At 74.1% G+C, this 19,049-nt stretch carries 18 protein-coding genes; 3 read left to right on the top strand and 15 right to left on the bottom strand.

Features of this window, described 5'->3' with window-relative positions:
* Positions 1 to 51: 51 nt before the first annotated feature.
* Entirely contained in the window at positions 52 to 1,233 is a 1,182-nt protein-coding gene (locus tag AB0302_RS00290) for a heparan-alpha-glucosaminide N-acetyltransferase domain-containing protein (protein ID WP_366370182.1), read from the top strand.
* 19 nt (positions 1,234 to 1,252) lie between these two features.
* Here AB0302_RS00290 and AB0302_RS00285 read toward each other — a convergent pair whose 3' ends face one another.
* From AB0302_RS00285 to AB0302_RS00275, 3 genes are read right to left on the bottom strand one after another with little or no spacing between them, the layout of a single operon-like run.
* Positions 1,253 to 1,717: a hypothetical protein gene (locus tag AB0302_RS00285; RefSeq protein ID WP_248115252.1), complete on the bottom strand. Its 465-nt coding sequence runs from the start codon at positions 1,715 to 1,717 to the stop codon at positions 1,253 to 1,255.
* Positions 1,710 to 2,489 (bottom strand): 4-hydroxy-tetrahydrodipicolinate reductase, encoded by a 780-nt coding sequence (dapB, locus tag AB0302_RS00280; RefSeq protein WP_298712721.1) that lies wholly within the window; start codon positions 2,487 to 2,489, stop codon positions 1,710 to 1,712. Before dapB ends, AB0302_RS00285 begins: the two co-directional genes overlap by 8 nt.
* A 24-nt stretch (positions 2,490 to 2,513) precedes the next feature.
* Positions 2,514 to 3,833: a pitrilysin family protein gene (locus tag AB0302_RS00275; protein ID WP_319074714.1), complete on the bottom strand. Its 1,320-nt coding sequence runs from the start codon at positions 3,831 to 3,833 to the stop codon at positions 2,514 to 2,516.
* Between the two features lie 1,317 nt (positions 3,834 to 5,150).
* Between AB0302_RS00275 and AB0302_RS00270 the strand changes: the two genes are divergently transcribed.
* On the top strand, positions 5,151 to 5,594 hold the full coding sequence (locus tag AB0302_RS00270; RefSeq protein ID WP_298714707.1) for a hypothetical protein: 444 nt from the start codon (positions 5,151 to 5,153) through the stop codon (positions 5,592 to 5,594).
* A 119-nt stretch (positions 5,595 to 5,713) separates the two neighbouring features.
* On the opposite strand, the gene AB0302_RS00265 is transcribed toward AB0302_RS00270, so the two are convergent.
* The gene (locus tag AB0302_RS00265; protein ID WP_298714704.1) at positions 5,714 to 7,975 is read right to left on the bottom strand and encodes a polyribonucleotide nucleotidyltransferase; all 2,262 of its coding nucleotides are present in this window, start codon (positions 7,973 to 7,975) and stop codon (positions 5,714 to 5,716) included.
* Between the two features lie 255 nt (positions 7,976 to 8,230).
* Positions 8,231 to 8,500, bottom strand: a complete 270-nt coding sequence (gene rpsO / locus AB0302_RS00260; protein WP_002855292.1) for a 30S ribosomal protein S15 — start codon at positions 8,498 to 8,500, stop codon at positions 8,231 to 8,233.
* Positions 8,501 to 8,667: 167 nt separating this feature from the next.
* Between rpsO and AB0302_RS00255 the strand changes: the two genes are divergently transcribed.
* The gene (locus AB0302_RS00255) at positions 8,668 to 9,666 is read left to right on the top strand and encodes a CPBP family intramembrane glutamic endopeptidase (RefSeq protein ID WP_366370181.1); all 999 of its coding nucleotides are present in this window, start codon (positions 8,668 to 8,670) and stop codon (positions 9,664 to 9,666) included.
* On the opposite strand, the gene AB0302_RS00250 is transcribed toward AB0302_RS00255, so the two are convergent.
* The 10 genes from AB0302_RS00250 to AB0302_RS00205 form a co-directional block, all read right to left on the bottom strand.
* Positions 9,667 to 10,557 (bottom strand): methyltransferase domain-containing protein, encoded by an 891-nt coding sequence (locus tag AB0302_RS00250; protein WP_366370180.1) that lies wholly within the window; start codon positions 10,555 to 10,557, stop codon positions 9,667 to 9,669.
* An 8-nt stretch (positions 10,558 to 10,565) separates the two neighbouring features.
* Complete coding sequence (locus AB0302_RS00245; RefSeq protein ID WP_366370179.1) at positions 10,566 to 11,543, bottom strand: bifunctional riboflavin kinase/FAD synthetase; 978 nt, start codon at positions 11,541 to 11,543, stop codon at positions 10,566 to 10,568.
* Positions 11,544 to 11,984, bottom strand: coding sequence for a hypothetical protein (locus AB0302_RS00240; RefSeq protein ID WP_366370178.1), 441 nt, complete (start codon positions 11,982 to 11,984; stop codon positions 11,544 to 11,546).
* Positions 11,985 to 11,992: 8 nt separating this feature from the next.
* Positions 11,993 to 12,361, bottom strand: coding sequence for a hypothetical protein (locus AB0302_RS00235; protein WP_248115262.1), 369 nt, complete (start codon positions 12,359 to 12,361; stop codon positions 11,993 to 11,995).
* Complete coding sequence (gene truB / locus AB0302_RS00230; protein ID WP_319074791.1) at positions 12,358 to 13,284, bottom strand: tRNA pseudouridine(55) synthase TruB; 927 nt, start codon at positions 13,282 to 13,284, stop codon at positions 12,358 to 12,360. The genes AB0302_RS00235 and truB overlap by 4 nt, the downstream gene beginning before the upstream one ends.
* A 96-nt stretch (positions 13,285 to 13,380) precedes the next feature.
* A complete protein-coding gene (gene rbfA, locus AB0302_RS00225) occupies positions 13,381 to 13,830 on the bottom strand; it encodes a 30S ribosome-binding factor RbfA (RefSeq protein ID WP_319074704.1) in 450 nt (149 codons plus the stop codon).
* A gap of 90 nt (positions 13,831 to 13,920) precedes the next feature.
* A complete protein-coding gene (infB, locus tag AB0302_RS00220; protein WP_366370177.1) occupies positions 13,921 to 16,833 on the bottom strand; it encodes a translation initiation factor IF-2 in 2,913 nt (970 codons plus the stop codon).
* Positions 16,834 to 17,023: 190 nt separating this feature from the next.
* Complete coding sequence (locus AB0302_RS00215) at positions 17,024 to 17,368, bottom strand: YlxR family protein (RefSeq protein WP_366370176.1); 345 nt, start codon at positions 17,366 to 17,368, stop codon at positions 17,024 to 17,026.
* An 86-nt stretch (positions 17,369 to 17,454) separates the two neighbouring features.
* Positions 17,455 to 18,441 carry a transcription termination factor NusA gene (gene nusA, locus AB0302_RS00210; protein WP_248115266.1) on the bottom strand — a complete coding sequence of 329 codons (987 nt, stop codon included), beginning with the start codon at positions 18,439 to 18,441 and terminating at the stop codon, positions 17,455 to 17,457.
* The gene (locus AB0302_RS00205; protein ID WP_298714695.1) at positions 18,442 to 19,032 is read right to left on the bottom strand and encodes a ribosome assembly cofactor RimP; all 591 of its coding nucleotides are present in this window, start codon (positions 19,030 to 19,032) and stop codon (positions 18,442 to 18,444) included.
* Between the last annotated feature and the right edge of the window lie 17 nt (positions 19,033 to 19,049).

Below are 19,049 nucleotides of genomic sequence, written 5' to 3'. Positions count from 1 at the left end.
AATGCCTGCGTCCGGGACCCGGGCGCCCACCCCGCCCTCCGAGGAGCCTAGATGACGCACCCCGCCCCGCCCGCACGGCTGGCCGGAGTGGACGCCGCCCGTGGCGTCGCCCTGCTGGGGATGGTCGCCGTGCACGTCACCGCCCCCCTCGACGCCGACGGGGAGCCGAGCCTGGCCCACCTCCTCTTCGGGGGGCTGGCCTCGGTCCTCTTCGTCACACTCGCCGGGGTGGGCCTCGCCCTCATGACGGGCGGGGCGGCCGGAGCGGACCCGGCCCGCCTGCCCCTGCTGCGCCGCCGGATCGCCCGCCGCGCCGGCCTGCTCTTCGCGCTCGGGCTGGTGTGCGCGTGGCTGGGGACGCCCGTGGCCGTGATCCTGTGCCACGACGGACTCCTCTTCCTCCTCGCCCTGCCGTTCCTGGGGATGCGGGCCCGCGCGCTCGCACTGCCGGCGGGGGTCGGGCTGATCGGCGGCCCCGTGCTGGTCTTCGCGCTCAGCGCGGCGGGGCAGGCCCTGCTGGGGCAGGAGGAGTTCCTCATGGACGCCCGCCTGTGGGTCACCCCCGCCCCGGAGCACCTCCTCACCCCGGGGCTGCTGCTCACCGACCTGCTGCTGACCGGCTACTACCCCGTCCTCTCGTGGATCGGCTTCCTGCTGCTCGGCCTGTGGCTGGGGCGCCTGGAGCTGGAGCGTCCGCGCGTGGCCGCGGCCCTGCTCGCCGGAGGCGCCGTGGCCGGGGCGGCCGCGAGCGCGGCCGGTTCGTGGCAGCACCACGACCCCGCACAGCTCCAGCGGATCGCCGCCGGCACGGGCGTGTCCCTCGCCGAGCTGCCGACGGCCCTGGCCACGGGGGACCACCGCCTCGCATGGCTCGTGCCCGATCCGCTGTGGCTCGCGGTGGTGGCCCCGCACTCGGGATCCGTGCTCGAGGCGATGCGCGCGGCGGGCTGGGCGGCGGCGGTCCTGGGGCTGTGCCTGCTGGCCGCGCGGGCGAGCGGCCTCCGCCCCGCGCTCGCCCCGCTCGCCGGGGCCGGGCGGGTGACGCTCAGCCTCTACGTGGGGCACCTCGTGCTCATCGCCGCGCTGGGCGCGGCGGGGCTGCCGTCCGAGGGCGGGGCCGTCGTCGCCGCGTTCTGGATCCTGTGCCTGGGCGCGGGCTTCGCGGCGCTGCGCACGGGGCGGCGGGGCCCGCTCGAGGCGGGCGTCGCGGAGCTCTCCCGCGCGGGCGAGTGAGGCCCGCGGCGGCGGGGGCTCAGCCCTCGGCGTGCAGGCGGACGGCGTCGCGCGCCGCGGCACGGGCCCGGCGGCGGTCCCCTGCGGCGTCGTAGGCGAGGGACAGCCGGTAGCGGGCACGCCAGTCCCGCGGCGCAGCCTCGACCTCGGCCCGGCAGGTCTCGAACTGGGCGTCGGCCGCGGCGCGGTCGATCCGGCCTCCGGGCGAGCGCGGCAGGTCGTCGGCGGGCAGCTCGCCGTCGGCCGCCAGGATGCCGGCGAGCCGCTCCGTCTGGAGACCGAAGCGCAGCTCGCGTGCCAGCAGGAGCAGGCCCAGGACGACCACGACGATCACGGCGACGCCGATGGCCTTCGCCACGAACTGGGGCGCAGACATGAAGGCGACGGCGAAGTACACCGCGATCGCGGAGAAGAAGAGCAGGAGCGCGCTCGTGAAGCCCACCCACACCTTGGACGCGAGGGTCGAGCGGGTGGTCTCAGCCAAGGTCGAGGTATCCGTCCAGTCCGTAGGTGAGACCGGGGCGGGAGGCCACGGTCCGGAGGCCCAGCACGACGCCCGGCATGTAGGCGCCGCGGTCGAAGGCATCGTGGCGCACCACGAGCTGCTCCCCCGGCCCGCCCAGGAGGACCTCCTGATGGGCCTCGAGGCCGCGCAAGCGCACGGCGTGCACGTGCACCCCGTTCACGACGGCGCCCCGTGCTCCGTCGGGATCACGCTCCGTCGCGTCGGGCGAGGGGCCGACGCCCGCCGCGGCCCGCGCGTCGCCGATCAGCTCGGCGGTGCGCACCGCCGTGCCGGAGGGGGCGTCCAGCTTGGCGGGGTGGTGCAGCTCGATGAGCTCGACCGACTCGAACCACCGCGCCGCCTTGGCGGCGAACGCGGAGGCGAGCACCGACCCCACGGAGAAGTTGGGGGCGATCAGCACGCCGACCCCGGGGTGCTCGGCCAGCCGGGCCTCGAGAGCCACGCGGCGCTCGGGGCCCCACCCCGAGGTCCCGACGACGGCGTGGAGCCCGTTCTCCACCGCGAAGGCGACGTTGTCCGGCGAGGCGTCCGGGACGGTGAGGTCCAGGACGTGGGTGGCGCCGGCGTCGACGACGGCCGTCAGCGGGTCCCGCGAGCCGAGCTCGGCGGCGAGCTCGAGGCCCTCGGCGGCACGGACGGCCTCGACGGCCCGGCGGCCCATCTTGCCGTTCGCGCCCAGGACGGCCACGCGCGGGGCGGCCTCGGGGGCAGCGTGAGGGGTGTCAGACATGGGATCCAGCTTAGTGGTCGCGCCTCAGGCCGGAGCGACGACGACGCGTCCCCGCTCCCCCGCCGCCAGACGCGCGGCGACGGCGCGGACCTGGCCGACGTCGACGGCGCGCACTCGCTCGAGCGAGGCGGCGAGGTCGACGAACTCGCCCGTGACCAGCTCGGCGCGGCCGAGGCGCGACATGCGGGCGCCGGTGGACTCCATGCCCAGCACGGTGCCGCCGCAGAGCTGACCGTGGGCGCGGTCGAGCTCCTCGGCCGTGATGTCCTCGGAGGCCATGCGGTCGAGCTCGGCCTCCATGAGGGCGGAGACCTCGTCCACCCGGTCCGGCTGGCAGCCCGCGTAGAGGCCGTAGTAGCCGGCGTCGGAGTAGCCCGCCGAGAAGGAGTACGTGGAGTAGGCGAGGCCGCGCCGCTCACGGATCTCCTGGAACAGCCGCGAGGACATGCCGCCGCCGAGCACGGACTGCATGACTCCGAGGGCGAAGCGGTCCGGGTCCGTGGTGGAGAGGGAGCGGCCGCCGACGATCACATTGGCCTGCTCCACGGCCTTCTCCACGGTGTGCGTGCCGGTCAGCACGCGGGAGGCCGCGGCGCCCGCGGTGTCGACGCCGCGCCGCGGCGCCGGGGACGCCCCCGGAGCCAGGTCCCAGCCGGAGCGGCGCAGGGCGTCGAGGACGAGGCCGCAGACGACGTCGTGGTCCAGGTGGCCCGCGGCGGTGACCACCAGCTCGTCCGGCCGGTACCAGTGCCGGTAGTGGGCGAGGACACGCTCGCGGCTGACGGCGAGGATGGTCTCCGGGGTGCCGCCGATGGGGCGGCCGAGCGGATGCCCGTCCAGCATGACCTCGGCGAGCTTCTCGTGGGCGACGTCGACGGGGTCGTCGGCGTCCATCGCGAGCTCCTCCAGGATGACGCCGCGCTCGGTCTCGAGCTCGTCCGGGTCGAGGACGGACGAGGTGAGCATGTCCGTGAGGACCTCGACGGCCATGGGGAGGTCCTCGTCGAGCACGCGCGCGTGGTAGACCGTGGACTCCTTCGCGGTGCCCGCGTTGGACTCGCCGCCCACGCGGTCGAAGGCCGCGGCGATGTCCATCGCCGAACGGGTGGCGGTGCCCTTGAAGAGCAGGTGCTCCAGGAAGTGGGTGGAGCCGTAGCCGTCGGTGGACTCGTCCCGCGAGCCGACCGCGACCCAGTAGCCGATGGTGACGGAGCGCTGGTCCGGCATGGACTCCGTGAGGACGCGCACGCCGCCGGGGAGGACGGACCGCCGGACGACGGACCCGTTGCCCTCGTCCGCGAGGACGCCGTCGAAGTCCAGGGGGATCTCACGCTGAATGCTCATGCTGGCCATTCTGTCCGATCGGCGGAGGCGGGGTGTGCACGGCGGTGCGGCACCGGTCGTCGCGCAGGGTGACCCTGCGGCGCAGCAGGGGAGGGAAGATCCGGGCCCGCGACTCCATGGCGAGCAGCTGACCGGACTCCGGTGCCGTGGAGAGGCGGGGCAGAAGGAGACAAGCGTCCTCCGACGTCGCGCCGTCCTCCCCCGCCCCGCTCGAGGCGGGGCCGAGCATGGCCCGGGCGACGCCGCCCGGGACGGGGCCGTGACCGGGGAGCCACGCCGGGTCACCGGCACCGGCACCGGCACCGCAGGCGTGGCCGAGGAGCGACCGGTGGAGTGCGCGTGGGGATGGTCGCCCGTGCCCACGATGGTGGCCGCATCCCGGGTGAGGCCGGCGAACGCCGCGACGGACTGCTCGAGGGGCAGCAGCGCACTCAGGTGGGCCATGCCCGCGCCCGCGGCAGCCGGCGCCGGGCGCACGCTCACCCGCCGCTGCGCAGGGGACCGCTCCCGACGCTCCACCGCGCCGGCCTGATCCAGCCGCAGTGCGTGAGCACGGGCCTCGCCTCCGAGGCGACGGATCCCCGTCCCACCGAGCCTGTCCGCCATGAGCTCGTCCACCCGGCGGCGCTGCTCGGGCTCGAGCCAGATGCTCTCCCGCACCATGACCGTCGCGTGCTCCTCCGAGATCAGGCCGCGGGTGAGGGCCGTCAGCGTGAGCAGCATCTCGTGGACGAGAGCACGGTCCATGCCCACGTGCCGACCGCCGCGGTGGGGAGACTCCCGCCGGGCGAGCGCGACCTCCGCGCCCAGCCCACGGCAGCGGTCCCGCCGGGCGATGCCCCGCTCCCCCTCGGCTGCGGAGCGCAGCGCGTGGAGACGGGCCGTGAGCGTCGCCTGGGCGGCGGAGGCGGAGGCCTTGAGCTCCTCGAGCGCGCGAACGGCCTCGAGGCAGGCGGACTCGTCCTCAGGGAGGTCGGCGGCGGCCCGCTCCCGGACGACGTCGACGACGTGGTCGGCGCCCAGGGGCCGGTGGCCCAGATCCGCTGTGCGAGTGAGGCCCGGGGAGGATGGCCGATCCGGGCACAGCGGCTGATCCAGATGAGGGACGCGCGCCGGATCTTCACAGGGCTCGCCCAGGGCGGGGGCCTCCGCCCCGCTCCGCGCCCGCGCCCCGCGCGTCACCGTCCGCTCATCCATGACCCCCACGCCACGAAGGGTCCCGGACGGGTTGAGCGAGCCGCCCAGAATTGTGGAGGAGCGGTCGGGACGGTGCCCGCCCCCCTGCGCATGCCGCCTCACGCGGCCTAGTCTGACGTCATGAGCGCGTCCGTCCCCTCCCGATCGAGCCGGTCCAGCCGCTCCCCCGGCCCCGCCCGCACCGTGCTGCTCGTCGCGGTCGGCGCCCTGCTGATCTACGTCACGCAGGCCCTGGTGCCCACTCTCCTCGACGGCAGCGGGTTCACCTGGAGCGCTCTCCTCCCCGGCCTGGATCCGATCGTGGTGCTCGGTCCGCTCGCATGGGCGGCCGTCACGGGGCTCCTGCTCCTCACGCGCCGCACCGGCCCGGCCCGGCTCGTCCTCGGCGGCCTCGCGGCCTATGTCGCGGGATTCGCCGCCGGCGCGATGATCCTCGACTCCGGGACGCACGCCGGAGGCTGGGACCTCGGGTGGGAGATCGTGTTCTTCGTGATGATGAGGCTGGGCGCATGGGTGCCCGCGCTGCTGGTCAGCATCGCCGTCGCGGCATTGTCCCGGCGCTGACCCGGCCCTGCCCCGGCCTTGCCCCCCCGTACGACGACGACGCCGCACCCTCCAGCGGAGGGCGCGGCGTCGTCGTGCGTCAGGCGGAGGCGATGGGCCTCAGCCCCGGATCACCGGGATCAGGCCTCGGTCTGCGAGGACTCGATGGCGTCCTCGGTCTCCGAGTCCGCGGCGTCGTCGGCCACGACCGGGGAGAGAGAGAGCTTGCCGCGGTCGTCGATCTTGGTGATCTCGACCTGGACCTTCTGGCCCACGCCGAGGACGTCCTCGACGTCGTCCACGCGGTTGCCGCCGTTCATCTTCCGGAGCTCGGAGATGTGCAGCAGGCCGTCCTTGCCCGGGGTGAGCGAGACGAAGGCGCCGAAGGTGGTCAACTTCACCACGGTGCCGAGGTAGCGCTCGCCGATCTCGGGGACCTGCGGGTTGGCGATCGCGTTCACGGCCGAGCGGGCGGCCTCGGCCGAGGGGCCGTCGGTCGCGCCGATGAGCACGGTGCCGTCGTCCTCGATCGAGATGTCCGCGCCCGTGTCGTCCTGGATCTGGTTGATCATGGCGCCCTTGGGGCCGATGACCGCACCGATCTTGTCCACGGGGATCTTCACGGCGATGATGCGCGGCGCGGTGGGCGCCAGCTCGTCCGGGGTGTCGATCGCCGCGTTGAGCACGGAGAGGATGTGCAGACGGGCCTCGCGGGCCTGGGTCAGCGCGGCGGCCAGCACGGAGGCCGGGATGCCGTCGAGCTTGGTGTCCAGCTGGATCGCGGTGACGAACTCCGAGGTGCCTGCCACCTTGAAGTCCATGTCGCCGAACGCGTCCTCGGCGCCCAGGATGTCGGTCAGGGCCGCGTACTGGGTCTGGCCGTTCACCTCGGCGGAGACCAGGCCCATCGCGATGCCGGCCACGGGAGCGCGCAGCGGCACGCCCGCGTTCAGCAGGGACAGGGTGGAGGCGCACACGGAGCCCATCGACGTGGAGCCGTTGGAGCCGAGGGCCTCGGAGACCTGGCGGATCGCGTAGGGGAACTCCTCGCGCTCCGGCAGCACCGGCACGAGCGCACGCTCGGCGAGCGCGCCGTGGCCGATCTCGCGGCGCTTGGGCGAGCCCACGCGGCCGGTCTCGCCGGTGGAGTACGGCGGGAAGTTGTAGTGGTGCATGTAGCGCTTGGACGTCTCCGGCGCCAGCGAGTCGATCTGCTGCTCCATCTTGAGCATGTTGAGCGTGGTGACGCCCATGATCTGGGTCTCGCCGCGCTCGAAGATCGCGGAGCCGTGCACGCGGGGCAGGACCTCGACCTCGGCGGTGAGCTTGCGGATGTCCGTGAGGCCGCGGCCGTCGATGCGGACCTGCTCCTTGAGGATGCGCTGGCGCACGACCTGCTTGGTCACGGAGCCGTAGGCCTTGGCGATCTCGCCGCGGCGGTCGGCGAACTTCTCGCCCTCGCCGGCCAGCTTCTCGATGACCTCGCGCTGGTAGTCGTCCGAGGCGGACTCGCGCTCCTGCTTGTCCCCGATCGAGAAGATCTCGGTGAGGCGCTTCGAGGCGAGCTTCTCGACGGCGGCGTACGCGTCGTCCTCGTAGTCCTTGAAGACCGGCACCTCGACGGGCGCCTTGCCGGCGCGGGCGGCCAGGTCGGCCTGGGCCTCGCACAGCGCGCGGATGAACGGCTTGGCGGCCTCGAGGCCCTCGGCCACGACCTCCTCGGTGGGCGCGGAGGCGCCGGAGTCCTTGATGAGGGTCCAGGAGTCGGGGGTGGCCTCGGCCTCGACCATCATGATCGCGACGTCGTCGCCCGAGACGCGGCCGGCGACGGCCATGTTGAACACGGCGTCCTTGAGCTGCGAGTGCTTCGGGAAGGCGACCCACTGGCGCTTGCCGGAGCCGTCGTCCATCAGCGCGACGCGGACGCCGCCGATGGGGCCGGAGAACGGCAGGCCGGAGAGCTGCGTGGACAGCGAGGCGGCGTTGATGGCCACGGTGTCGTAGATCTCGTCGGGCGCGATGGAGGTGACGGTCACGACGACCTGCACCTCGTTGCGGATGCCCTTGACGAACGCGGGGCGCAGCGGGCGGTCGATCAGGCGGCAGGTGAGGATGGCGTCCGTGGACGGACGGCCCTCGCGGCGGAAGAACGAGCCGGGGATGCGGCCGGCGGCGTACATGCGCTCCTCGACGTCCACCGTGAGGGGGAAGAAGTCGAAGCCCTCGCGCGGGGACTTGCCCACCGTGGTGGCGGACAGCATCGACGTCTCCTCGTCGATGTACACCATCGCGGCGCCGGCGGCCTGCTGGGCGAGGCGGCCGGTCTCGAACCGGACGGTGCGGGTGCCATAGGCACCGTTGTCGATGACGGCTTCGGCGAACGTGATCTCAGGACCTTCCATGGGGTCCCTCCTTTCAGGACGACGAGCCCGCGTCGGTGCCATCGTCCTGGTCTTCGATCGAGGCCCTCGGCCTGCCCGCTGCGAGGCGGGCGTCCGGGAGCCACTGTCGAGGACCGCGAAGGATGGGTGCGGGTCCGTCTGGGTGGTTCTCTTGCTGGTGCGGACCGCCCGGTTGGCGGCGCACGGTTCCTACACTAAGGGCGGCACCGGTGTCCGCGGGAGGTCCCACGGGCCGATGCCGCCCTCAGCGGCGGGTCACTTGCGGAGGCCGAGGCGCTCGATCAGTGCGCGGTAGCGCTCGATGTCGACCTTCTGCAGGTAGCCGAGCATGCGACGACGACGGCCCACGAGGCCCATGAGGCCACGGCGGGTGTGGTGGTCGTGCTTGTGCTCCTTGAGGTGCTCGGTCAGGTCCTTGATGCGGCGCGAGAGCACCGCGATCTGGACCTCCGGGGAGCCGGTGTCGCCCTCGTGAGTGGCGTACTCCTTGATGATCTGCTGCTTGACAGCGGGATCCAGGGCCATGTCAGGCCTCCTTCTCTTCGGTACCGCGAACGGGGAGCCGCGCGAGCCCGAGGGCACGGCGCGGGGCCTCTCCACCGCGGACTGCAGGGAGGCCGATGGTCGAGTCTACCGCAGGATCATCCCGACGGCGGAGGCGCCCGACGGCGCGCCGCCCCTACGGTGGTGCCGTGACCTCCGCTCCCCCGCCGCTCGGCCCGCTCGGCCCTCCCCTCCGCCCGCTCGACCTGCCCCTCATCGGCCACGAGTACCCCCAGCTGCTGCGGACCCCGCGCAGCCGGTGGTGGCAGCCGCTGCTCTCGCTGCTCCTCGTGCTCGGATCGCTGCTGGCCCTGATCGCGGCGCTGCTGCCGGCCATGTCGGCCGCGATCCTCTCCGAGGTCGGATGGGACGCGCTCCTCTCCTCCGACCCGGAGGACGTCGCCGCGGTGGAGGAGGCCGCCTTCTCGAACTCCGCGCCGCTGACGCTCCTGAACAACCTGCCGCTCATCGCGCTGATCGGCGTCGCCCTGCTCGCCGTGGCCGTCTGCCACCCCGTGGCCGCCCGGTTCGTCCACTCGGTCGAGGGCCGCGTGCGCTGGCACTGGCTGCTGCGCGCGCACCTCGTGCCGCTGCCGCTCTTCCTCGTCTACGTGCTCGGCACCTGGGCCCTCGACGGCACCCCCACCGCCCCGCGCTCCGAGGACTGGGCCTGGCTCCTGGCCATGACGTTCGTGCTGACCCCCCTCCAGGCCGCCGGCGAGGAGTACCTGTTCCGCGGCTGGCTGCTCTTGGCCATCGGCTCGTGGTTCCGCCGCCCCGTGCCGGCCGTGGTGCTCACCGCGCTCGTCTCGGCCGGGACGTTCGCCCTGGCCCACGGCTCCCTCGACCCGTGGATCCTGCTGGACCTGGCCGTGTTCGCGGTCGCCGCGGTGGTCCTGACCTGGCGCACGGGCGGGCTCGAGGCGGCCTTGGCCCTGCACGTGGTGAACAACGTCGTCATCCTCGCCGCCGGCACCCTCGCGGGGACCGTGGACGAGAGCTACGTGGACGCGGAGGCCACGGGCTCACCCCTGGCGACCCTGGTGTCCGTCGTCGTGATCTCGCTCGCGAGCGCCCTGCTGCTGTGGCAGGCGAAGCGGGCGGGCGTCGCCCGCGCCGTGCCGGTCAGCGTCGGCGCGCGCCCCTGATCAGCGGCGCCGAGGGGCCGTCGCCCGCCACGCCACCGTGACGTAGGGCAGCTCGATCACGGCGCCCGGCGCATGGCCGAGGTGCTCGAGGAGGTACCAGTCCAGGTTCGCGGCCATCCTGGCCCGGGTGGCCTCGGAGGCGCGCAGCCAGGACGCACGCGATGCCATGAGCCCGTGCAGCTGCGGCACGGGCTGCTCCACGGTCCACGTCCACCGCGCGTGCTCCTCCGCTCCGAACGGAGCCGCGAACCGGCGCTGCTCCGGCTTGGCGGCGTGAACGTCGCCGGCGCGCATGATCCGGGTGAGCCGGTGCACCCACGGCACGGAGGTGTCCAGCTGGTTCCACACCGCCGCGAGCCGCCCGCCCGGGCGCAGCACCCGCGCGGCCTCGGCGCTCGCAACGGGCACGTCCGTCCAGTGCCACGCCTGGGCCGCCACCACGACGTCGGCGCTCGCCTCCGGCAGGCCGGTCGCCTCGGCCGTGCCGGGCAGGGCGCGGACGCGGTCGGGCAGGGCGGGGTCGAGTGCGGCGACGTCGCGCTCGAGCACGGCCCGCATGGCCTCCGACGGCTCCGTGGCCACGACGCCGCGGACCCGTGAGGTCGGTCGCGCCGCCAGCTGCCGCGTGAACAGGCCCGTTCCGGCGCCGAGCTCCACGACATCGAGACCGCGCCCCGCGGCGGTCGGCTCCGACGCGGCCGGATCCGTCAGCACCCAGTCCACGCACGCCTCCGGATAGGAGGGCCGGACGGCGTCGTAGTGCTCCCCCGCCGCCGCTCCGCCGAGGTCGAAGGGGTTGGGTGCGTCCGTGCGCGGCCGCGCGGGGCGGCCGGGCAGGCTCGGGACGGGCCGGCCGGGCAGGCTCGGATCGGGCTGCTCGGGGACGCTCACGGCGGCGTTCAGGACGGGCGCGGCGCCGCGCCGAGGATGGCGCGCGCCCGGTCGACGTCGTCGCGCATCTGGGCAACAAGCTTCTCGACGCCCTCGTAGGCGACCATGCCGCGCAGGTGCTCGACGAACTCGACCTCGACGTGCTGACCGTAGAGGTCGAAGTCCTCGACGCGCTCCTCGGGGCGGTCGATCACGTGGGCCTCGACCACGCGCGAGACGCCCTCGAAGGTGGGGTTGGAGCCGATCGAGATCGCGGCGGGGTGGGCCGCGCCGTCGGCGTCGTGCAGCCAGCCCGCGTACACGCCGTCGGCCGGGACCATGCCGGCCACGTCCGCCGCGAGGTTGGCCGTGGGGAAGCCGAGCTCGCGGCCGCGGGCGAAGCCGTGGACGACCTCGCCGGCGAGCACGTGGTTCCGGCCCAGCACGGCGGCCGCCTGGGCGACGTCGCCCGCGGCGAGGGCCTCGCGGATCCACGTGGAGGAGCAACGGCGCTCGGGCGTCGCGCCCTCGAGGGCCGGGAACTCGTCCACCGCCTCCACCTCGAAGCCGTGCCGCTCCCCCAGGGCCACCATCGCGGCGAAGTCGCCGGCGTTGTCCTGGCCGAAGCGCACGTCGTGGCCCACGACGACGGCGCACGCGCGGAGCCCGTCCACGAACATGCCCCGCACGAATTCCTCGGGGCCCTGCCGGGCGAACTCGAGGCTGTAGCGCTGCAGCAGGACGGCGTCGATCCCGGCCTCCTCGAGGAGGAGCAGCCGCTGCTCGGTGCTCACGATGTCCCCGTGCGGGACCTCGGGGCGGTGCACGGCGCGCGGGTGCGGCGTGAACGTCACGGCCACGGCGAGGGCGTCCTGCTCGCGGGCCAGCTCGACGACGCGGCGCAGCACCTGCCGGTGGCCGCGGTGCACGCCGTCGAAGTTGCCGAGCGTGACCACGGTCCGCCGCAGGTCCGCGGGGACCTCCGCGAGGCTGTTCCAGATCAGCATTCAGCGCACCCCGGCTTCGTCGGCGTGGGAGGGCCGGTGCGCGAGCAGCCAGGCCAGGCCCACGATCGGCAGCACGAGCGGGATGTAGCCGTAGCCCGCGCCGAAGCGCGACCACACGGTCTCGTCCGCGAACAGCTGGGGGTCCAGGAGGGTCAGCAGGCCCACCCCCACGACGCCCACGAGCTCCACGCCCACGGCCGCCACCGCGACGCGCCACGCCCGCGCACCCGTGCGGGCGAGCGAGAGGGTGGCCACGATGTACACGAGGGCCGCGAACGCCGAGAGCAGGTACGCCAGCGGCGCCACGCTGAACTGGGTCAGCAGCTGGAAGAGGCTGCGCGCGAAGGCCGAGAGCGCGAACACGGCGTAGACCATCACGATGATCCGGCCGAACCCCTGGTTGCGGGGGGCGCGGGTGCTGCGGGCGGGCGTCGTCTCCATGGGTCCTCTCACCACTGTCCGAACCAGATGACCTGCATGCGGTGCAGCATGACCACGATGGTCGGCCCGACGACGGCCAGCACGAGGTTGGACCAGCGCGTCTTGTCCGAGGCCGCCCAGCCCACCGCGACCACCGGCACGATGAGCGCCGTGAGCACGTAGCCCCAGAACTCCCAGCCGGGCCCGTTCAGCGGCTGCCCGCCGAGCTGGCGGAACGCCGCGGCCCCCGCGTACACGAGCAGGAAGAGCTCGACCGCGGCCACGGAGAGGATCGAGGAGTCGGCGGGGTGGCGTCGCACGGCCGTCATCACCACGCAGGTCAGGAAGGACAGGACGCCGATCACGGTGCCCGCCCAGAACCATCCGTCGAGGATCACGCGTCGCCCCCCGCCGGTTCGAAGACCAGGTGGGGCCGGGCCACGTCACGGCCCGCGCGGCGGCCGTCCTGCAGAAGCGCGACGACGGCGCCGCCGGGGGCCCGTCCGGCCACGAGGGCGGCCTCGCCGCCGGAGGAGGGCGGAGTCGGCGCGCCGGGCGTGCCGGAGAGCTCGCCCGAGGGGTCGATCGCCCGCCCGAAGGAGAGCTCCCGCGCCTCGTGCTCCGTGAGCTCGCGCACCGGGAAGAGGACGGCGGCGGCCGCGGAGAGCTCCGTCATGGAGAACCGCTCGGCGAGCTGGTCGAGGGTCACGGCGTCGGCCACGTCGAACGGGCCCACGTGCGTGCGGCGCAGCGCCGTGAGGTGGCCGCCCGTGTCGAGGGCCTCCCCCAGGTCGCGCGCCAGCGCGCGGATGTAGGTGCCCGAGGAGCAGCGCACGGTGACGTCCAGGTCCACGAGCCGGCCGCCGTCGAGCCGCCGGAGGTCCGCGACCTCGAAGGAGTGCACCGTGACTGCACGGGCCGCCAGCTGCACGTCCTCCCCCGCGCGGACGCGGTCGTAGGAGCGCTTCCCGGCGACCTTGATCGCCGAGACCGACGACGGGACCTGCTGGATGCGGCCCGTGAGGGCGGCGACGTGCTCCGCCACGCGTTCGGGGGTGACGGCGTTCGCCAGGCGGGTGGCCACGACCTCGCCCTCGGCGTCGTCCGTGACGGTCGACTGCCCGAGGCGGATGGTCGCCGTGTACGTCTTGTCCGTGCCCGTGATGGCGGTGAGCAGCCGGGTGGCCTTGTTCAGGCCCACCACCAGCAGGCCCGTCGCCATGGGGTCGAGCGTGCCGGCGTGGCCCACCTTGCGGGTGCCGGCGAGCCGCCGGACCCGCCCGACGACGTCGTGCGAGGTCCAGCCCTGCGGCTTGTCCACGAGGACGACCCCCGACGCCGCCGTTCCCGGGGCGTCGGGGGTCTGTCCCGCAGGGGTGTGTCCTGCGGCGGTGCGCGCGTTCACGTCGGCGTCGCCTCAGGCCCGCTGCTCGTCGTCGTCGGCGTCGTCCTCGGCGGTGCGGTACGGGTCCGCGTCGCCGGCGTACTGCGCGCCCTCGCGGGCCTTCGCCAGCGCGGCGTCCCGCTCCTTGGCGGCGCGGAGGACGTCCTCCAGGTGCGCGGCCGCCTCGGGGACGGTGTCCGCGACGAACTCGAGCGTCGGCACCAGGCGGATGGTGAGGCCACGTCCCACCTCGCGGCGCAGCACGCCGCGGTTCTCCTGGATGGCCGCGTGGGCGGCGTCGACGGCCGCGTCGTCGCCGAGCACGGTGTAGTAGACGGTGGCGTGCTGGAGGTCGTTGGTCACGCGGACCTCCGTCACGGTGACGGGCTCCACGCGGTCGTCCTTCACGGCGCGGCGCAGCGCCTCCGCCACGAGGACCTTGATGCGCTGGGCCAGTCGGCCAGCACGGGCCGGATCGGCCATGGCTGCACTTCCTTCCGGTTCAGCCGGCCGCGGTCGCGGCCGGCACGGTGGGGCGCCGGGGTCCCTCACGGGGCCCCGGCGCCCCCTCGATCACGCGCGGGGCTTCTCCTGCATCTCGAAGGTCTCGATCACGTCGTCCTCCTTGATGTCGTTGAAGCTGCCCAGGCCGATGCCGCACTCGTAGCCCTCGCGGACCTCGGTGGCGTCGTCCTTGAAGCGGCGCAGCGACTCGATCTTGAGGTTGTCCGCCACCACCATGCCGTCGCGCACGAGGCGCGCCGAGGCGTTGCGGCGGATGAGGCCCGAGCGCACGAGCGTGCCCGCAATGCTGCCCCACTTGGAGGAGCGGAAGACCTCGCGCACCTCGGCGGTGCCGAGCTGCACCTCCTCGTACTCCGGCTTGAGCATGCCCTTGAGGGCGTTCTCGATGTCGTCGATCGCGTCGTAGATGACGGAGTAGAACCGCATGTCCACGCCCTCGCGGTCGGCCAGGTCGGCCACCCGCTCGGCAGGACGGACGTTGAAGCCGATGATGATGGCGTTGTCCACCGTCGCCAGGTTCACGTCGTTCTGCGTGATCGCGCCCACGCCGCGGTGGATGACGCGCAGCTGCACGTCGTCGCCCACCTCGACCTTGAGGAGCGAGTCCTCGAGCGCCTCCACCGGACCGGCGGCGTCGCCCTTGATGATGAGGTTGAGGGTGTCGATCTTGCCCTCGGCCACGGCCTGGTCGAAGTCCTCGAGCGTGATGCGCTTGCGGCGCTTGGCCAGCTGGGCGTTGCGCTCGGCGGCCTCGCGCTTCTCCGCGATCTGACGAGCGGTGCGCTCGTCCTCGGTGACCAGGAAGGTGTCGCCGGCACGGGGCACGGACGACAGGCCCAGGACCTGGACCGGACGCGACGGGGTCGCCTCCGAGACGGTGTCGCCGTTCTCGTCGAACATCGCGCGGACGCGGCCGTGGGCGGAGCCCACCACCACGGTGTCGCCGACCCGCAGCGTGCCGGTCTGCACCAGCACGGTGACAACGGCGCCGCGGCCCCTGTCGAGGTTCGCCTCGATGGCCACGCCGCGCGCGTCCTTGGTGGGATTCGCCGTGAGCTCGAGGGCGGCGTCCGCGGTGAGCAGGACCGCCTCGAGCAGCTTGTCGATGTTCTCGTTGTTGCGCGCGGAGACGTCGACGAACATGGTGTCGCCGCCGTACTCCTCGGGCACCAGGCCGTACTCGGTGAGCTGGCCGCGGATCTTCTCCGGCGACGCGCCCTCCTTGTCGATCTTGTTGACCGCGACCACGATCGGCACGTCGGCCGCCTGGGCGTGGTTGAGCGCCTCGACGGTCTGCGGCATGACGCCGTCGTCGGCGGCGACCACGAGCACGGCGATGTCGGTGACCTTCGCACCGCGGGCACGCATGGCCGTGAAGGCCTCGTGACCGGGGGTGTCGATGAAGGTCAGGCGTCGCTCCTCGCCCTCGTGCTCCACCGGCACCTGGTACGCGCCGATGTGCTGGGTGATGCCGCCGGCCTCGCCCTCGGTGACGTTCGCCGAGCGGATCGAGTCCAGGAGGCGGGTCTTGCCGTGGTCCACGTGGCCCATGACGGTGACGACCGCGGGGCGGGGCGCCAGGTCGGCGTCGTCCTCGTTGGCCTCCTCGGCGTCGAGGTCGATGTCGAACGCCTCGAGCAGCTCCTTGTCCTCGTCCTCCGGGGAGACGATCTGGACGCGGTAGCCCAGCTCCTCGCCGAGCAGCTGGAAGGTCTCCTCGTCCAGGGACTGGTTGGCCGAGGCCATCTCGCCCAGGGTGAAGAGCACCTTCACGAGGTCCGCGGTGTCCGCGCGGATCTTGTCGGCGAAGTCCGCGAGCGAGGCGCCGCGCCGCAGGCGCAGGATCGTGGTGCCGTCGCCCTTGGGGACCTTGACGCCGCCGATCTCGCGGGTGTGCTGCTGCTCGAACTCCTGACGCTTCGCGCGCTTGGACTTGCGCCCCTTGCGCGCTCCGCCGCCGCGGCCGAACGCACCCTGAGCGTTGCCACGGCCGCCGCGGCCGCCGGGACCACCCGGACGGGCCGGACCGCCGCCGGGCGCGCCCGCGCCCGGACGGCCACGGCCGCCGCCGCGGCCCGGAGCGGGCGCAGGGGTGATCTGCTTGGGCATCATGCCCGGGTTCGGACGGGCGCCGCCCGCACCGGGGCGAGGGCCCGCGGCGCCGGCCGCGGGACGCGGACCGCCGGGACGGGGACCGGCCGCGCCCGCCGCCGGACGGGGGCCGCCCGGACGCGGCGCGCGGTCCTCACGGCCGGCGCGCATGCCCTGCGAGGGCGCGAACGGGTTGTTGCCCGGACGCGGCGCACCGCCGCGCGCACCGGCACCGCCGGGACGGGCGCCCGGACGCGGGGCGCCGCCGCCGGGGGCAGCCTTCGAGGTGAACGGGTTGTTGCCGGGGCGCGGGGCGCCCGGCTTGGCGCCGCCCGGCTTGGGAGCGGCCGCGCCCGGGGTGGGCGTCGAGGCCGCCGACGTCGGCGCGGAGGGCGTCGACGCGGCGGGGGCCTGCGGCGTGCCCTGTCGGGACTCCTGCGGGGCGGCCGGAGCCGGCGTCGGAGCCTGCTCGGGCGTCGGCGCGGGAGCCGGCGTCGGGGTGGGAGCCGGGGTCTCGACGCGGGCGGGCGCCTCCGGCGCGGCGGCCTGACCCGGCTTGGGAGCCGCAGACCCGGGCTTGGGTGCGGCCGAGCCCGGCTTCGGGCCGCGCGGCGACGGGGTGGGCGCGCCCTGGGCGGACGTGCTCGGGACACCCGCCGCGGGGGCGGAAGGGGCGGCGGGCTTCGCGGCGCCCGTGCCGCCGGCCTTGCCGGCGCCGGGGTAGGCGCCGCGCAGCTTCTTGACCACCGGGGGCTCGATGGTGGAGGAGGCGGAGCTGACGAACTCGCCGAGATCCTTGAGGGTGCTCAAGGCCTCCTTGGAGGTGATGCCGAGCTCTTTGGCGAGCTCATGGACGCGGACCTTTGCCACGGTTCTCCTGTTCTGGCCTCACGGGCCTTCAGGGGAGCCGGGGGGCTTCCGATTCAGCGCGGCGCGAGACCGTTGACGTTTGTCCAGGCCGCACGGGACACCTCGAGGGTGCGCGCGCCGCGGCCTGCCTGATAGCAGGGGGTGAAGTTCATCGTTGGGCACTCATGCTTCAGTGCTCATCGGGTACGCATCAGATCTCTGACCCGCCTTCATCTGTCGTGTCTGCAGCCGGTGCGGCGTTCCGCGTCCGCGCGGCGCTCGGGGATCCCTCGCCGGGACCGCCCGCCTCGCGTGTGAGCCCGTCGGCGTCCACGGCGGCCTTGAAGGCCCGGTGGAACGCCCGACGGCGCACGGCGAGGAGGAGGCAGTCCGGCCCGGGGTGCACCCAGGCACCGCGTCCGGGACGTCGACGACTCCGGTCCCAGACGACGGTGGGGGGTTCCGTCGCGGGGTCCAGTGCCACGCGCACCAGCTCTTCCTGGTCCGCCCTCGCCCGGCATCCGATGCAGGTCCGCACGACCGTCTGGGACGTCATGCGGTCACCTCACACGGTGTCGGAACGAGAATGGACCTCATCCATCCTAGCGCGTCCCGGCCGGGATCTCCTCCCGGGCCCGGGCATCAGTGCCCGGGCGCCTGCGCCGCGGCGCCGTCGCCGACGATGTCGATGCGCCAGCCGGTGAGCTTCGCGGCGAGGCGGGCGTTCTGGCCCTCCTTGCCGATCGCGAGGGAGAGCTGGTGCTGCGGGACCACCACGCGCGCGGAGTGCTGGTCGGCGTCCACGATCTCCACGGAGACCGTCTGGGCCGGCGAGAGGGCGTGGGCGATCATCGCGGCCGGGTCGTCCGAGTGCTCCACGATGTCGATCTTCTCGTCGCCGAGCTCGGTCATGACGGCGCGCACGCGCGAGCCCATCTCCCCGATCGCGGCGCCCTTGGCGTTGATGCCCGCCCGGGTGGCCTTGACCGCCATCTTGGTGCGGTGGCCGGCCTCGCGGGCCAGGGCCGTGATCTCCACCGAGCCGTCGGCGATCTCGGGGACCTCGAGCTCGAAGAGGCGCCGCACGAGGTTCGGGTGCGAGCGGGAGACGGTCACGGACGGGCCCTTGCTGCCGCGGTTCGCGGAGACCACGTAGGTGCGCAGGCGGCGGCCATGGGGGTACTGCTCCCCCGGCACCTGCTCGGGCGGCGGGAGCACGGCCTCGAGGGTGCCCAAGTTCACCTGGATCATCTGGCGGTTGTTGCCCTGCTGGACGACGCCGGAGACGAGCTCTCCCTCCTTCTCCTTGAACTCGCCCAGCACCTTGTCGTCGTCCGCCTCGCGCAGGCGCTGCAGGATGACCTGGCGTGCGGTGGACGCCGCGACCCGGCCGAAGCCGTTGGGGGTGTCGTCGAACTCGCCGACGGCCGCGCCCTCCTCGTCCAGCTCCGTGGCCCAGATGGTCACGTGGCCGCTCGTGCGGTCCAGCTCCGCGCGGGCGCGCTTCAGGGCGCCCGGGGTCCGCTGGTACGCCATGAGCAGGGCCTGCTCGATGGTGGGGACGAGCCGGTCCAGCGGGATGTCCCGCTCGGCCACCAGCATGCGCAGCGCGCTCATGTCGATATCCACTTATGCCTCCGTGTGCTCTGCCGTGTGCTCGGCCCGGTCCGGGGACTCACCGGGCTCGCGGGCGGTGCCCCACTCTACCTGCACCACGGCCGGCCCCAGTCGGTCCATCCCCACCCGCTCGGCCGGCAGCTCCTTGGCGGGCATGCCCTTCTTGGCGCCGGGGCGGACCACGACGAGCTCGACGTCGTGCTCCCCGACGTCTGTGAGGCGCGCGGTGATCGGCTCGGCCCCGTCCACGGACACGCTCACGAGGCGGCCCACGTTGCGCTCGAAGTGGCGCGGCTGCGTGAGCGGGCGATCGACGCCGGCCGTGGTGACCTCGAGCATGTACTCGCCGGCGCCCACACCCGGGACCTCGTCCCCGGCGGCGTCCAGCGCGGCGGAGACGCGGGCGCTCAGGGCGGCCACCTCGTCCAGGCTCAGGCCCTCGGGTCCGGCGGCGCGGTCCAGGACGACCTCCACGGTCGGGGTGGCGGCGGCGCCGGCCACGCGCACCTCCTCCACCACGACGCCGGCGTCGGCCACGGCGTCCTCGACCATCGCCGTCAGCGCGGCGCTCTCGGGACGGTCGGTGGTCTCCTGCGGGTCCATGCGGGGCTCCTGAGGGG

It is taken from the genome of Micrococcus sp. NPDC078436 (genome assembly GCF_040702705.1).
Taxonomy (GTDB): Bacteria; Actinomycetota; Actinomycetes; order Actinomycetales; family Micrococcaceae; genus Micrococcus.
Note: the sequence above shows the minus strand (reverse complement) of the source record. Positions and strands in the feature narration are given on the sequence as shown.

Excerpts from the sequence above, each read along its gene's own strand:
- AB0302_RS00245 (WP_366370179.1), bottom strand. The coding sequence starts at position 11,543 with ATGCTGATCTGGAACAGCCTCGCGGAGGTCCCCGCGGACCTGCGGCGG.
- AB0302_RS00265 (WP_298714704.1), bottom strand. The coding sequence starts at position 7,975 with ATGGAAGGTCCTGAGATCACGTTCGCCGAAGCCGTCATCGACAACGGT.
- AB0302_RS00240 (WP_366370178.1), bottom strand. The coding sequence starts at position 11,984 with ATGGAGACGACGCCCGCCCGCAGCACCCGCGCCCCCCGCAACCAGGGG.
- AB0302_RS00205 (WP_298714695.1), bottom strand. The coding sequence starts at position 19,032 with ATGGACCCGCAGGAGACCACCGACCGTCCCGAGAGCGCCGCGCTGACG.
- dapB (WP_298712721.1), bottom strand. The coding sequence starts at position 2,489 with ATGTCTGACACCCCTCACGCTGCCCCCGAGGCCGCCCCGCGCGTGGCC.
- AB0302_RS00215 (WP_366370176.1), bottom strand. The coding sequence starts at position 17,368 with ATGACGTCCCAGACGGTCGTGCGGACCTGCATCGGATGCCGGGCGAGG.
- rpsO (WP_002855292.1), bottom strand. The coding sequence starts at position 8,500 with ATGGCCCTGGATCCCGCTGTCAAGCAGCAGATCATCAAGGAGTACGCC.
- AB0302_RS00290 (WP_366370182.1), top strand. The coding sequence starts at position 52 with ATGACGCACCCCGCCCCGCCCGCACGGCTGGCCGGAGTGGACGCCGCC.
- AB0302_RS00275 (WP_319074714.1), bottom strand. The coding sequence starts at position 3,833 with ATGAGCATTCAGCGTGAGATCCCCCTGGACTTCGACGGCGTCCTCGCG.
- AB0302_RS00270 (WP_298714707.1), top strand. The coding sequence starts at position 5,151 with ATGAGCGCGTCCGTCCCCTCCCGATCGAGCCGGTCCAGCCGCTCCCCC.
- rbfA (WP_319074704.1), bottom strand. The coding sequence starts at position 13,830 with ATGGCCGATCCGGCCCGTGCTGGCCGACTGGCCCAGCGCATCAAGGTC.